The 13,706-nt window shown below is 64.8% G+C and carries 12 protein-coding genes; 7 read left to right on the forward strand and 5 right to left on the reverse strand.

Annotated features, from left to right (window positions below; genetic code table 11):
- Positions 1-330 precede the first annotated feature (330 nt).
- Complete coding sequence (locus tag ACOJB8_RS33465) at positions 331-1,605, reverse strand: tyrosine-type recombinase/integrase (RefSeq protein ID WP_342946597.1); 1,275 nt, start codon at positions 1,603-1,605, stop codon at positions 331-333.
- Positions 1,606-1,826: 221 nt separating this feature from the next.
- A complete protein-coding gene (gene ribA, locus ACOJB8_RS33470) occupies positions 1,827-2,474 on the reverse strand; it encodes a GTP cyclohydrolase II (protein ID WP_035513597.1) in 648 nt (215 codons plus the stop codon).
- A gap of 284 nt (positions 2,475-2,758) precedes the next feature.
- On the opposite strand from ribA, the gene ACOJB8_RS33475 reads away from it, so the two are divergent.
- Positions 2,759-3,202 (forward strand): CBS domain-containing protein, encoded by a 444-nt coding sequence (locus tag ACOJB8_RS33475; protein WP_342922544.1) that lies wholly within the window; start codon positions 2,759-2,761, stop codon positions 3,200-3,202.
- A 303-nt stretch (positions 3,203-3,505) separates the two neighbouring features.
- Here ACOJB8_RS33475 and ACOJB8_RS33480 read toward each other — a convergent pair whose 3' ends face one another.
- Both ACOJB8_RS33480 and ACOJB8_RS33485 read right to left on the reverse strand, forming a co-directional pair.
- Complete coding sequence (locus ACOJB8_RS33480; RefSeq protein ID WP_368602848.1) at positions 3,506-3,850, reverse strand: DUF4148 domain-containing protein; 345 nt, start codon at positions 3,848-3,850, stop codon at positions 3,506-3,508.
- A 216-nt stretch (positions 3,851-4,066) separates the two neighbouring features.
- Positions 4,067-4,681, reverse strand: coding sequence for a DNA-3-methyladenine glycosylase (locus ACOJB8_RS33485; protein ID WP_368685353.1), 615 nt, complete (start codon positions 4,679-4,681; stop codon positions 4,067-4,069).
- Between the two features lie 197 nt (positions 4,682-4,878).
- On the opposite strand from ACOJB8_RS33485, the gene ACOJB8_RS33490 reads away from it, so the two are divergent.
- Positions 4,879-5,271, forward strand: coding sequence for a thioredoxin domain-containing protein (locus tag ACOJB8_RS33490; protein WP_069266209.1), 393 nt, complete (start codon positions 4,879-4,881; stop codon positions 5,269-5,271).
- Here ACOJB8_RS33490 and prpR read toward each other — a convergent pair.
- Entirely contained in the window at positions 5,268-7,313 is a 2,046-nt protein-coding gene (gene prpR, locus ACOJB8_RS33495) for a propionate catabolism operon regulatory protein PrpR (protein ID WP_368729966.1), read from the reverse strand. The two genes, ACOJB8_RS33490 and prpR, sit on opposite strands and share 4 nt — an antisense overlap.
- Here prpR and ACOJB8_RS33500 point away from each other — a divergent pair.
- From ACOJB8_RS33500 to prpF, 5 genes are all read left to right on the forward strand, one after another.
- Positions 7,312-7,482: a hypothetical protein gene (locus ACOJB8_RS33500; RefSeq protein WP_342946600.1), complete on the forward strand. Its 171-nt coding sequence runs from the start codon at positions 7,312-7,314 to the stop codon at positions 7,480-7,482. The two genes, prpR and ACOJB8_RS33500, sit on opposite strands and share 2 nt — an antisense overlap.
- A 66-nt stretch (positions 7,483-7,548) precedes the next feature.
- Complete coding sequence (gene prpB, locus ACOJB8_RS33505) at positions 7,549-8,439, forward strand: methylisocitrate lyase (protein WP_475016359.1); 891 nt, start codon at positions 7,549-7,551, stop codon at positions 8,437-8,439.
- A 47-nt stretch (positions 8,440-8,486) separates the two neighbouring features.
- Positions 8,487-9,653, forward strand: a complete 1,167-nt coding sequence (prpC, locus tag ACOJB8_RS33510; protein WP_475016360.1) for a bifunctional 2-methylcitrate synthase/citrate synthase — start codon at positions 8,487-8,489, stop codon at positions 9,651-9,653.
- A gap of 84 nt (positions 9,654-9,737) precedes the next feature.
- Positions 9,738-12,335: a Fe/S-dependent 2-methylisocitrate dehydratase AcnD gene (gene acnD / locus ACOJB8_RS33515; protein WP_475016364.1), complete on the forward strand. Its 2,598-nt coding sequence runs from the start codon at positions 9,738-9,740 to the stop codon at positions 12,333-12,335.
- 58 nt (positions 12,336-12,393) lie between these two features.
- A complete protein-coding gene (gene prpF / locus ACOJB8_RS33520; RefSeq protein WP_475016362.1) occupies positions 12,394-13,584 on the forward strand; it encodes a 2-methylaconitate cis-trans isomerase PrpF in 1,191 nt (396 codons plus the stop codon).
- The last annotated feature ends 122 nt before the right edge of the window (positions 13,585-13,706 follow it).

Genomic DNA, 13,706 nt, shown 5'->3' on the forward strand with positions numbered 1-13,706 from the left:
TACAAGATACTGAGCCGAAACTCCCTGCGGACCTGCTCCTTGGCGTGGATCTTTTTTGTTTCATGTACGTATGATCCTATTCGCACGGCAAGTCGGTGGATGAATAAAATCTCGCAGGCCCGGTCGTCGAACTATCGCAAGCTTCGCCAATCGGTAACCTTTCGTGGGGCCTGCTACGGAAACGAGCGTCATTCGCGAACGTCCTCCCTAATCCCGAACGGTTCCAAGTCAACTCGTCGAACGTCTGCGCGCAAGTTCGAGGAGTGATCGAGCAACCGTAGCCGACCTTCCCAACCGTCGAACGCTGACCACAACGATCGGCATGCGGGTCTACTTCGTTATTGGATACGTCGCTGCGATCGACTCTAAGCGATGCGACAGCTGTGTGAGCCATTCGCGCCGCTCCGTGTCATAGGTATGGCGGTTGTAAATGCCGACTATTCCAGGCTGTACATGTCCCAGCACCGCCTCGGCAATTTCATTGGAACATCCCAGCGTTGCAAGCAACGTCCGGGTTGTTCGTCGAAGGTCGTGGGCTGACCAATGCGTGACGGGCAATCGCGGCCGGTCGTGCTTCGAAGCGATTTTGCAATACGGCTGGTGATAGTAAACCCCGTGCTGGACCACGGTCTGGTCCATTGGCGTTCCTCGCGCCGAAGGAAACAAGAACGTTCCCTTAGTCTGATCGAGGCGTCGTCGCACAACGACTTCGGCGCGACCTAAGAGTGGTACACGCAAATCCGTTGCTCTCTCGTTGTTGAGCCCCTTGGTCTTTTGTTTCGGGACAGTCCACCAAAAGCCGTCTGCTTCCTCCGAGATCTCCGTGCTCTCCATGGCCACGATTTCACTGCCTCTCGTCCCGGTCCAAAGGTAAAGTGTCAACGCATCGGCAACGGTCAAACTGAAGTTCGGCAACCAACGGATCAATATGCCAAGCTCGTCTGCAGAGAGCACCCGCTTCTGTGTTCCCGAGTATTTTCCCTCGATCTTGCGTCCCTTGCTCTTCAAGCGCCCTCTTAATACCTCTCTCCACCAATTCGCGGTGTTCTCCGGAAGACGGCCGGCATCGAGCGCGTAGTGCCAGGCACAACCCAATTCCATGCGCAGGCGTCCCGCGAGCACTGGCGTTGACCTATATGAGTCGACGAAGTCGAAGGCCTGGGCGCGTGTGAGGGTGGCGGCGCGCAAATCTGCAATTGGCCCGAGCATTGCCTTGAATATGCGCGCGACCTCGACTGCCCCCTTAGGCTTGCGATTTACCTCCACGTACCCTTCGAGATAGTCGCAGCACAGCTGTTTGACGGTGTAGTCCGTTGGCGATGGGCGGGTCGCAGCTTTTTCCCGCTTTCGGCGCAGCGCAGATAGCTCCAACCCCGAATCACGCTCGACGCGGTTCGTTTCCCACCCGGCAATCGCCGCAGCAAACGCCATCGCCGGCCATTCACCGAGCTTGATCTGTCGCATGCGACCGTCGACTGGCGACTTGTAGCGATATGTCCAAGACTTGCGGCTCGCCGAAGCCTGGAGGCGCAATCCCGGAAACTGCTCAAAGGTCATGTGCTCGCCACTCGGCAGCTTCGCCGCGACACGTGCATCGAAGTGCATTCTTCCCTCGGCGTAGGTTTTTCTCAAGAGAAGGATACTCGGCGTAAGTTTTCTGCACAACGCATAAAAACCTACGCCGACACGGCAAGTATAGCCGCATGAAAACGAACGTCGACGCACCAACCGAGACGCAAAAAATCCCAGTATTTTCTTTTTAATTCAATAGCTTGCGGCGCTTATCGGAACACTTAAGACCTCCCCGGAAAACGCCGAGTTTTCCGTTATTCGTTCTCTTCGAAGTAATGCCCGAACTTGACCTGCTTGGTGCGGATATAACGCTCGTTTTCCTCGCGCATCGGGATCGCGAGCGCCACGCGTTCGATCACCGGGAGGCCGTGCTGCCTGAGCGTGTCGAACTTCTTCGGATTGTTGCTCATGAGCTTCACCGACGACACTTTCAGCAGGCGCAGGATCGCTGCCGCCGAATCGTATTCGCGCGCGTCGTCGGGCAGGCCGAGATCGAGGTTCGCCTCGACGGTGTCGCGGCCCTGCTGCTGGAGCTGGTACGCGCGGATCTTGTTCGACAGGCCGATGCCCCGGCCTTCGTGGCCACGCAGATAGAGCAGCACGCCACGGCCTTCGGCCGCGATGTAGCGCAGCGCGAGGTCGAGCTGCTCGCCGCAGTCGCAACGGTAGGAACCGAACACGTCGCCGGTCAGGCACTCGGAGTGGAGCCGCGTCAGCGTAGGCTCGCCGCTGCCCACGTCGCCCATGACGAGCGCGAGATGCTCGGCACCGCCGTCCTTCACCCGGTAGACATAGGACTCGAACGTGCCGTAGCGGGTCGGCAGCGTGGCGGTCGCGTCGAGCACGACGCATTCGTTGGCGTTGTCGCCGTCCGCACAGGACGACTCAGGAAGCGTAGGCATGATTCTCGAGCAAAAACTGGCAAAACCGGCAAGGGGCCGGGTTGAGGTTCGGAACCGGAGTTTACCGCCATTTGCTCCACCTCGCCGCCCAGCCCAGTAGGGGAGGCTCGGCCCGCGCCGCATGCCCTCGGCATAAATGGTGCGACCCCCGCGCATACCCCGAGGACGCACGGCACGCCAGCCGCCTATACTGAAATGGCTTTCCAAGGGCTTGACGGGCGATACACCCGGCTTGCCGCACCGCGCAATGACTGGACAACCAGAAGGACGAAGAGGGTCGCCCTATGACAAGCGTTGCACAGGTACTCAAATCGAAACCGGAACAGGTGGTGTACACGATCGAAGCCTCCGATTCCGTCTACAACGCAATCCGCCTGATGGCCGATAAGCAGATCGGCGCGCTGCTCGTGACCGACGGTCCATCGATCGCCGGCATCGTCACGGAGCGTGACTACGCGCGCAAGATCGTGCTGATGGACCGATCTTCGAAAACGACCGCCGTGCGCGACATCATGAGCACGCACGTGCGCTTCGTCCAGCCGGAGCAGACCACCTACGACTGCATGGCGCTCATGACCGAGCGGCGCATGCGTCACCTGCCCGTCATGGACGGCGGCAAGCTCGTGGGGATGGTGTCGATCGGCGACCTGGTGAAGGAAATCATCGCCGAGCAGAAGTTCACGATCGAGCAACTCGAGCATTACATCACCGGCGGGTCTGGCGCCTGACGTAACGCTCCTGCCCCTCCAGACCACCAGACGTGAAAAAGCGCCCAATCCCGACGGGGTTGGGCGAAGCCACCTTTCGGCGGCGGAGGTTCCACGCATAAAAAATCGCGCGATGGTTTGCGCGGGCGGCGTGCGACTAAGGCGGAACGGTGTCCGCCTTCGCCAGTATGGGTTTAGAGCTTTGCTGGGTGGGGGCGCTGCCGGGTCAACTTACGCGTGCGTCCGCGCCTGCTCGCAGCGCCCTGGCACCGGTTTGCGCTGGAACGGCCAGCCTCGGCCGATCGATGTCGCCCGGTTGCCCGCTTAGTTGCCGAAGTACACCGACTGCGACGGGCGCACCGTGGCCGGCTGGCCCGACTGCGCCGAACCCGAGGTCGACGGGCCATAGCCGCTCGTTTCGGCTGCCGGCGCTTGTTGCGCCAATCCTTCCTGCTGGCTCACGCGGGCTTCGGCGGCCTGGATGTCGCTCGGGTACGTCGCGTCATTGGCGGTAGCCGGGTTGTAGCCGGCCTTCTCGAGCTGGATCAATTCGGACTTCACTTCGGCGCGTGTGACCGGACCGTTGCCTTGCACCTGGGCAAACGAAAGGGCCGGAGCAGCCACGAGGGCGGCGACGAATGCGGCTTGAATCAGCGTACGGGATTTCATGTTCATTACCTCCATCACTTGTTTTATGCCGACGGCGGTGTCTGCTTGCATCGCCGAACCAGTGATTTCAGTGTATTGAGACAGTGGCCCAGGGGAAACCCTAATTTTGGGAAAATACACTTTCAATCGCGGCAACAATGCCGCCCGCATGCGATATCGGCCGAACGCCTTGCGGCGCGGCGCTTCCCGCGGATTTCGCCGGAGCGCTCGAGCCAGTCACAGCGGGGCGACGCTGCCGTCCAGCAGCTTGCGTGGGCCGCTCACGAACCGGCTGCCCAGTTCGTAGAAACGCAGCGGCCGGTCCATCTCGCGCGAGAGCCCGATGCGTGTCGTCACGCCCACGGGCCGCTCGGGTTCGTCCACGCGGCCGATCCAGAGTCCGTGCCCGCGGCACAGGTCCACGCCGTCGAAGGCCGCCGCAATGCCGAACGCCTGCGAGAGCCGCCCCGGCCCGCGCGCGAGATCCCGCAGCGGGACGCCGGGGCGCAGCGCCTCCATAGCGCCAATGCCTTCGAGCGGCTCCAGCGCGCGAAACAGGATGCCCGCGCCCACGTCCACGGCTTCGCTCGACATGTTGAACATCCAGGCGCTGCCGTAGGTCAGCCGCACGTGGGCATGACCGCGCTCGAGGAACATTGCGGCGTTATAGGGCCGGCGTCCGATGTAGGCGTAGCTCGTGGAGTCGCCCACGGGATACGCTTCGACTTCGACGAGCCGCCCCACCATGCGCCCGCGCGCCAGGTCGCGCACGAGATATTTGCCGACCATGAAACGCGCCAGCTCGGCGGTGTCGAGTGGCAGGTCGTGGCGGTGCAGTGGCAGGATCGTCATCGAAGCGTTCTCGGGGTGGTCGGCGTGGGCATCGCGGTTTCGCGGACCGGCAGAGTGTAGCGCTGGCCGCGCTCATCCACCGCTCATCCACCGCTCATCCACCGCCCATCCACGGCTTAGCCACGCGCAGCCGGCCATTGCGCTACCATCGTCCGCATATCCGCGCGAACGGTTCGCGCTACCCAAGGAGCCGTACGATGAACGAACAAAGCGCGATTCAATTCCTCACGACCGTGCGCAAGCCCCTGCTCACGCTGCACAAGGCGATTCTCGACCACGAGCGCAAGGACTACGAACGCGAGTTCGGACCGGTCACGCCGGCGGCCTTCCTGCAGGTGCTCATCAACGGCTCGGGCTTTCGCTGGCTCATGCCGCTCTCGACGGTGATCGCCAACGTCGACGAAACGCTCGACGCCAAGGATGCGAGCCCCGACGATCGCATCGGTGCGGCGCAAGGCGTGGCCGCACTCTTCTCCGGCGAGGAATCGGCGGAGTTCTACGAGCGCTATCAGGCGTTGCTGCAGGCGAGCCCCGAGATCCTGCACTTGCACGGGACCGTGGCGCCGCTCCTCAACGCCCTGAAGAACTAAGCGTTTCTGGCGCGCGGCGCCTTGCGAGGCGCCGCGGCCACCGTGGCCTCGGCTGCTGCGCCGCCGCGCTTGCCCTTCGCGGCGGAAAGGCGTCGCCACAACGTCGTCTTGCTGATGCCGAGCATCTCGCACGCGCGGTCGCGATCGCCGTTGCAGGCGTCGAGCGCGGCGCGGATTTCATCGGCTTCGGTATTGAGGCTGCGCTCACGCAAGGTGAGCGCACCCTCGCCTGCTGTCGCCGCGGCGCCACTCGCAGCGCCGCGCGACTCGAACACCTCCGGCGCGATGGAGCGCAGCACGTCGGGCGCCAGCACGTCCTCTTCCGAATCGGCCAGTTCCACCACCATCCGCTCGACCACGTTCTGCAACTCGCGCACGTTGCCGGGCCATGCGTGCCGCGCGAGCGCGCCGCTCACCCGTGCGAGCGTGCGCGACGCGTCTTCGGGCGTGCGGATGCGCACGGCCACGCGCGGCTCGCGGCGCGAGGCCTGGAACAGCAGTTCCGACGCCAGCAGCGCGATGTCGGCGCCGCGCTCGCGCAACGGCGGAATGGCGAGATTGAGAATGTTCAGGCGATAGAAGAGATCCGCGCGAAACTCGCCCGCTTCGATCTGCTCGGTGAGCGCGCGGTGCGTGGCGGCGACCACGCGCACGTCCACGCGCGTGGGCTCGGTGGCGCCGAGGCGCACCACCTCGCGCTCCTGCAGCACGCGCAGCAGGCGGCTTTGCAACGGCAATGGCATCTCGCCGATTTCATCGAGAAAAAGCGTGCCACGGTGCGCGGCCTCGATGAGCCCCACCTTGCCGCCGCGCCGCGCACCCGTGAACGCGCCCTCCTCGTAGCCGAACAGCTCGCTCTCCAGTAGCGCCTCGGGAAACGCGCCGCAATTCATCGCGACGAACGGAAAGTCGCGCCGCGGGCTCTCGCGATGAATGCCCTGAGCGATCATCTCCTTGCCGGTGCCGCTTTCGCCCCGGATCAGCACCGTGGCGTCCGACTTCGCATAGCGCCGCGCGAGCTGGCGCACGCGCTCGATGCCGGGCGTCGCGCCGCTCAGGTCGTCCAGCCGGTAGCGCGCGACGAACTGCTGCGTGCGCTGACGCGAGCGCAGCGTGCGGTCGAGCCGTTCCACCGCACGCGACTCCTGAAACGTGAGCACGGCGCCCGTCGTCACGCCGTTGTCGACGAGCGGCCCGCGATGCACGACATAGCTCACGCCGCGCACGGTCTCGAGCGATTCGCCATCGGCTTCGGGCAGCGCGAAGGCGATGTCGGGCGCGAGCGCCGCGAGCGACTGGCCCGCGGCCGCCGCCGGATCGATGCCGAGCACGGCCGCGAGGCGCTGGTTGATCGCCTCCACGCGGCCGCGCGCGTCGAGCGCGACCACGCCGTCGCGCAGGTGTTGCAGCACGCTGTCGAGGCGCTGGCGGCGCTGCGTTTCGCGCCAGGTGGCTTGCACGAGATCCAGCGCGTTGTCGAACGCCGCGCGCACCGAGGGCCGCGAGTAGACGAAAAACGGCACGAGCCCGAGCCGGGCCGCGAGATCGTTGACGAGGCCCGGCCCCACGACCGCGCCCACGCCGCGATCGCGCAGGTCGAGCACGCAGGCCTCGGCGTCCTGAACCGTGCGGTACTGGCCGAACACCACGTCGATGCCGTAGGCGCTGGCAAAGCGCCGTACTTCCACAGGCGTCTCACCGTAGGTGACGAGCGCGACGAGATCGGCCTCGCGCCGCGCGCGGGCGAGCGCCTGCATCACGTCGAAGCCGGTGGGCTGCACGAGCACTACGGGCAGGTCGATACGCGCTTTCAGATAGGTGCCGTTCGAGCCCGCCGCCACCACCACATCGGGCCGCTGGTTCGGCCCCGCGGCGGCGAGTTCGGCCACCGCTTCCTCGAAGCCGCGCGGCACCACGCGCAGGTCCGCGAGCTCGTCGTATTCGCGGGCGATGTCGCGAAACAGGTCGCGCAGGCGGCTGATACCCATGGCCCAGACACGCGGGCGGATCGCGGAGGAAGCGGGAGCGGGAAAGCGGTTCATGATGTCCAACGATACGGTCGTGACGCCGGGGACGGTGCAGCCGATAGCCGACCGTCAGCCAGATTTCGCATTATCGCGCGCCGATTTCATTTTTGAAATTGTGATTTCACCATGGAAATCGGGGCCCGCTACCGGCACAAGCGATTCCAGCGCAAAATCAACGCGTTAGCCTCCTGGCGCGAAGCTGGCACGCTATCTGCAGTATCAGGCGGCGATTCAATTGGAGACATCCCGCATGAACAACAAAACCCCCGCCAGCGCCGGCGCGAAATTCCGTGCAGCCGTGGCTGCCGAACAACCGCTGCAAGTCGTCGGCGCCATCACCGCGTATGCGGCCAAGCTCGCGCAGGCGACCGGCTTCAAGGCCGTCTATCTTTCGGGCGGCGGCGTGGCCGCCAACTCGCTCGGCGTGCCGGACCTCGGCATCAGCACCATGGACGACGTGCTGATCGACGCCCGCCGCATCACCGACGCCGTCGACATTCCGCTGATGGTCGACATCGACACCGGCTGGGGTGGCGCATTCAATATCGCGCGCACGATCAAGTCGTTCATCAAGGCAGGCGTGGCCGCCGTGCACCTGGAAGACCAGGTGGGTCAGAAGCGCTGCGGCCATCGCCCGAACAAGGAAGTCGTGGGAACCGACGAGATGGTGGACCGCGTGAAGGCCGCCGTGGACGCGCGCACCGACGACGGCTTCGTCATCATGGCCCGCACCGACGCGGCCGCCGTGGAAGGCATCGACGCCGCGATCGAGCGCGCCGTGGCTTACGTGGAAGCGGGCGCGGACATGATCTTCCCCGAAGCGATGAAGACGCTCGACGACTACCGCCGTTTCCGCGCCGCCGTGAAGGTGCCGATTCTCGCCAACCTCACGGAGTTCGGCTCGACGCCGTTCTTCACGACCGAAGAACTGAAGAGCGCGAACGTGGATATCGCGCTCTACTGCTGCGGCGCGTATCGTGCGATGAACGCCGCCGCGCTGAACTTCTACGAGACCGTCAAGCGCGACGGCACGCAAAAGGCCGCCGTCTCGACGATGCAGTCGCGCGAAGACCTCTACCGCTACCTCGGCTATCACGCATACGAAGACAAGCTCGACGCGCTCTTTACCGCGAAGAAGTAAATCCGCCCACCATATAGTTCACAGATACCTGGAGAGAGGAAGACACCATGAGCGAAGCAGAAAACACCACGCAAGCCGCTGGCGGTTTCAAGCCGAAGAAGTCCGTTGCGCTGTCGGGCGTGGCGGCGGGCAACACGGCGCTGTGCACTGTGGGCCGCACCGGCAACGACCTGCACTACCGCGGCTATGACATTCTCGACCTCGCCACCGCGTGCGAATTCGAAGAAGTCGCGTACCTGCTCGTGCACGGCAAGCTGCCGAACACGTCCGAACTGGCCGGCTACAAGGCGAAGCTCAAGGCGCTGCGCGGCCTGCCCGCCAACGTAAAGACGGCCCTCGAAGCCGTGCCCGCCTCGGCGCATCCGATGGACGTGATGCGCACCGGCGTCTCGATTCTGGGCACCGTGCTGCCCGAGAAAGACGACCACAACCTGCCGGGCGCGCGCGATATCGCCGACCGCCTGGTGGCTTCGCTCGGCTCGATGCTGCTGTACTGGTATCACTTTTCGCACAACGGCAAGCGCATCGAAGTCGAAACCGACGACGACTCGATCGGCGGCCACTTCCTGCACCTGCTGCACGGCCGCGCGCCGTCGAAGTCGTGGGTCGACGCGATGCACGTGTCGCTCAACCTGTACGCCGAGCACGAGTTCAACGCCTCGACGTTCACGGGCCGCGTGATCGCGGGCACGGGCTCGGACATCTACTCGGCCATCACGGGCGCGATCGGCGCGCTGCGCGGTCCGAAGCACGGCGGCGCGAATGAAGTCGCGTTCGAGATCCAGTCGCGCTACGAAAACGCTGACGACGCAGAAGCCGATATCCGCGCGCGCGTGGAGAAAAAGGAAGTCGTGATCGGCTTCGGCCACCCGGTGTACACGATCTCGGACCCGCGCAACAAGGTCATCAAGGAAATCGCGAAGAAGCTCTCGAAGGAGCAGTCGAACATGAAGCTGTTCGACATTGCCGAGCGCCTCGAATCGACGATGTGGGAAGTCAAGAAGATGTTCCCGAACCTCGACTGGTTCAGCGCCGTGTCGTATCACATGATGGGCGTGCCGACCGCGATGTTCACGCCGATCTTCGTGATCGCGCGCACGGCCGGCTGGAGCGCGCACATCATCGAGCAGCGCATCGACAACAAGATCATCCGCCCGAGCGCGAATTACACGGGGCCGGAGAATCTGAAGTTCACGCCGATCAGCAAGCGCTAATCGCCGGAGGCGATGCGTCGTAGCGTGACGACGTCGCCTTCGATCCTGCGCATCGCCGCTTACAATCCATTTGGTCCCCAAGCCGTGAATACCGCCTACCGCAAGTCCCTCCCGGGCACCCGGCTCGATTACTTCGACGCGCGCGAAGCCGTCGAGGCCATCCAGCCCGGCGCCTACGCCACGCTGCCGTACACCTCGCGCGTGCTCGCCGAAAACCTCGTGCGCCGCTGCGACCCGGCCACGCTCACCGCCTCGCTTACGCAGCTCATCGAGCGCAGGCGCGACCTCGACTTTCCGTGGTTCCCGGCGCGCGTGGTCTGCCACGACATCCTCGGGCAAACCGCACTCGTCGATCTCGCCGGCCTGCGCGACGCCATTGCCGACCAGGGCGGCGACCCCGCCAAGGTGAATCCGGTCGTACCGGTGCAACTGATCGTCGACCACTCGCTCGCCGTGGAATGCGGCGGCTTCGATCCGGACGCGTTCAACAAGAACCGCGCGATCGAAGACCGCCGCAACGAAGACCGCTTCGACTTCATCAACTGGACGAAGAAGGCGTTCAAGAACGTCGACGTGATTCCTCCGGGCAACGGCATCATGCACCAGATCAATCTGGAGAAGATGTCGCCCGTGATCCAGGCGCGTGACGGCGTGGCGTTCCCCGACACCTGCGTCGGCACCGACAGTCACACGCCGCACGTCGATGCGCTCGGCGTGATCGCCATCGGCGTGGGCGGCCTCGAAGCCGAGAACGTCATGCTCGGCCGCGCCTCGTGGATGCGCCTGCCCGATATCGTCGGCGTGGAGCTGACCGGCAAGCGCCAGCCCGGCATTACCGCCACCGACATCGTGCTCGCCCTCACCGAGTTCCTGCGCAAGGAAAAGGTCGTGGGCGCCTATCTGGAGTTCCGTGGAGCAGGCGCATCGAGCCTCACGCTCGGCGACCGCGCCACGATCTCCAACATGGCGCCCGAGTATGGCGCCACGGCCGCGATGTTCTTCATCGACGACCAGACGCTCGAGTATCTGCGTCTCACGGGCCGCGACGAAGAGCAGGTCAAGCTCGTCGAAACCTACGCGAAGACCGCGGGCCTGTGGGCCGATACGCTCGCTAACGCGCAATACGAACGCACGCTGACGTTCGATCTTTCGAGCGTGGTGCGCAACATGGCCGGCCCGTCGAATCCGCACAAGCGTCTGCCCACATCCGCTCTCGCCGAGCGCGGCATTGCAGGCAAGTGGGAAGAAACGCCGGGCCAGATGCCCGACGGTGCGGTCATCATCGCCGCCATCACGAGCTGCACGAACACGAGCAACCCGCGCAACGTGATCGCCGCGGCGCTGCTCGCGCGCAACGCGAACGCGCGCGGCCTTACGCGCAAGCCGTGGGTAAAGAGTTCGCTGGCGCCGGGATCGAAGGCCGTCGAGCTTTACCTCGAGGAAGCCAACCTGCTGCCCGATCTGGAAAAGCTCGGCTTCGGCATCGTCGCGTTTGCATGCACCACGTGTAACGGCATGTCGGGCGCGCTCGATCCGAAGATCCAGCAGGAAATCATCGACCGCGACCTGTATGCGACCGCCGTGCTCTCGGGCAACCGCAACTTCGACGGCCGCATTCACCCGTATGCGAAGCAGGCGTTCCTCGCCTCGCCGCCGCTCGTCGTCGCGTACGCGATTGCGGGCACGATCCGCTTCGACATCGAACAGGACTCGCTCGGCACGGACAAGGACGGCAAGCCCGTGTACCTCAAGGACCTCTGGCCGACCGACGAAGAGATCGACGCCATCGTCGCGAAGAGCGTGAAGCCCGAGCAGTTCCGCAAGGTGTACGAACCGATGTTCGCGGCCACCGCGGTAACAGGTGAAACGACCGACCCGCTCTACGACTGGCGCGCGCAAAGCACCTACATCCGCCGCCCGCCGTACTGGGAAGGCGCGCTGGCAGGCGAGCGCACGCTCAAGGGCCTGCGCCCGCTCGCGGTGCTCGGCGACAACATCACGACCGACCACCTCTCGCCCTCCAACGCCATCCTGCTGGACAGCGCAGCGGGCGAGTACCTCGCGAAAATGGGCCTGCCCGAAGAGGATTTCAACTCGTACGCGACGCACCGCGGCGACCACCTCACGGCGCAGCGCGCAACTTTCGCGAACCCCACGCTCATCAACGAGATGGCCGTGGTGGACGGCACCGTGAAGAAGGGCTCGCTCGCGCGCGTCGAGCCGGAAGGCAAGGTCACGCGCATGTGGGAAGCCATCGAAACCTACATGGAACGCAAGCAGCCGCTCATCATCATCGCGGGTGCGGACTACGGCCAGGGTTCGTCGCGCGACTGGGCGGCCAAGGGCGTGCGTCTCGCGGGCGTGGAAGCGATCGTAGCGGAAGGCTTCGAGCGCATTCACCGCACGAACCTGATCGGCATGGGCGTGCTGCCTCTCGAGTTCAAGGCGGGCACGAACCGCACGACGCTCGGCATCGACGGCACGGAAACGTATGACGTGATCGGCGAGCGCACGCCGCGCGCCGACCTCACACTCGTGATTCAGCGCAGGAACGGCGAGCGCGTGGAAGTGCCGGTCACCTGCCGACTCGATACGGCCGAGGAAGTGTCGATCTACGAAGCCGGCGGCGTGCTGCAGCGTTTCGCGCAGGACTTCCTCGAATCGTCACAGGCAGCGGCATAAACGGGAAACGGGCGGCGCAGCGCTCACACGCGCGCCGCCCTTCGTTTCAGGACAACACATGGCACACGTACCCCAGATCAAGATTCCCGCCACCTATATCCGCGGCGGCACCAGCAAAGGCGTGTTCTTTCGCCTCCAGGATCTGCCCGCTTCGGCGCAGCAGCCGGGCGTTGCGCGCGACAAGCTGCTCATGCGCGTGATCGGCAGCCCCGACCCGTACGGCAAGCAGATCGACGGCATGGGCGGCGCGACGTCGAGCACGAGCAAGACCGTGATTCTGGCGAAGAGCAGCAAGCCCGACCACGACGTCGACTACCTGTTCGGCCAGGTCGCCATCGACAAGGCCTTTGTCGACTGGAGCGGCAACTGCGGCAATCTCTCCGCCGCCGTGGGCCCGTTCGCGATCAGCGGCGGCCTCGTCGACCCGAGCCGCGTGCCCGACAACGGCGTGGCGACCGTGCGCATCTGGCAGGCCAACATCGGCAAGACCATCATCGCGCACGTGCCGATGACGAACGGCCACGTGCAGGAGACGGGTGATTTCGAACTGGATGGCGTGACCTTTCCCGCCGCCGAAGTGCAGCTCGAATTCCTCGACCCGGCCGCCGAGGAAGAGGGCGCGGGCGGCGCGATGTTCCCCACCGGCAATCTCGTTGACGACCTCGAAGTGCCTGGTGTGGGCACGCTCAAGGCCACGATGATCAACGCGGGCATCCCGACGATCTTCGTGAACGCCGAGACCATCGGCTACGCGGGCACGGAATTGCAGGACGCGATCAACAGCGACGCGCAGGCGCTCGAAAAATTCGAGACGATCCGCGCGCACGGCGCGCTGCGCATGGGGCTCATCAAGCACCTCGACGAGATCGCCACGCGCCAGCACACGCCGAAAATCGCCTTCGTGGCGAAGCCCGCGGGCTATACGGCGTCGAGCGGCAAGCGCGTGGAAGCCGGCGATGTGGACCTGCTGGTGCGCGCCATGTCGATGGGCAAGCTCCACCACGCCATGATGGGCACCGCGGCCGTGGCGATCGGCACCGCGGCGGCCATTCCCGGCACGCTCGTGAATCTCGCGGCGGGCGGCGGCGAACGCAGCGCGGTGCGCTTCGGGCATCCGTCGGGCACGCTGCGCGTAGGCGCCGAGGCGCGTCAGGAAAACGGCGAATGGACGGTCACGAAGGCCATCATGAGCCGCAGCGCGCGCGTGCTGATGGAAGGCTGGGTGCGAGTGCCGGGCGACGCGTTTTAAGCAGCGGTTTTAGGAAGTACGCGGTTTGCGATGATGAAATAAACCGCCCTGACGTTGTGATGCGTCAGGGCGGTAATGAGATGGTCACCCCCACCCTACACGCGGGTTACGCTGTAGGGTGT

It is taken from the genome of Paraburkholderia sp. BR10141 (genome assembly GCF_056155635.1).

Bases quoted from the DNA above. Each gene is read 5' to 3' on its own strand.
- ACOJB8_RS33485 (WP_368685353.1), bottom strand. From the start codon at position 4,681: ATGACGATCCTGCCACTGCACCGCCACGACCTGCCACTCGACACCGCC.
- ACOJB8_RS33465 (WP_342946597.1), bottom strand. From the start codon at position 1,605: ATGCACTTCGATGCACGTGTCGCGGCGAAGCTGCCGAGTGGCGAGCAC.
- ACOJB8_RS33500 (WP_342946600.1), top strand. From the start codon at position 7,312: ATGATGTCCAACGATACGGTCGTGACGCCGGGGACGGTGCAGCCGATA.
- prpB (WP_475016359.1), top strand. From the start codon at position 7,549: ATGAACAACAAAACCCCCGCCAGCGCCGGCGCGAAATTCCGTGCAGCC.
- ACOJB8_RS33475 (WP_342922544.1), top strand. From the start codon at position 2,759: ATGACAAGCGTTGCACAGGTACTCAAATCGAAACCGGAACAGGTGGTG.
- ribA (WP_035513597.1), bottom strand. From the start codon at position 2,474: ATGCCTACGCTTCCTGAGTCGTCCTGTGCGGACGGCGACAACGCCAAC.
- prpC (WP_475016360.1), top strand. From the start codon at position 8,487: ATGAGCGAAGCAGAAAACACCACGCAAGCCGCTGGCGGTTTCAAGCCG.
- ACOJB8_RS33490 (WP_069266209.1), top strand. From the start codon at position 4,879: ATGAACGAACAAAGCGCGATTCAATTCCTCACGACCGTGCGCAAGCCC.
- prpR (WP_368729966.1), bottom strand. From the start codon at position 7,313: ATGAACCGCTTTCCCGCTCCCGCTTCCTCCGCGATCCGCCCGCGTGTC.
- prpF (WP_475016362.1), top strand. From the start codon at position 12,394: ATGGCACACGTACCCCAGATCAAGATTCCCGCCACCTATATCCGCGGC.
- ACOJB8_RS33480 (WP_368602848.1), bottom strand. From the start codon at position 3,850: ATGAAATCCCGTACGCTGATTCAAGCCGCATTCGTCGCCGCCCTCGTG.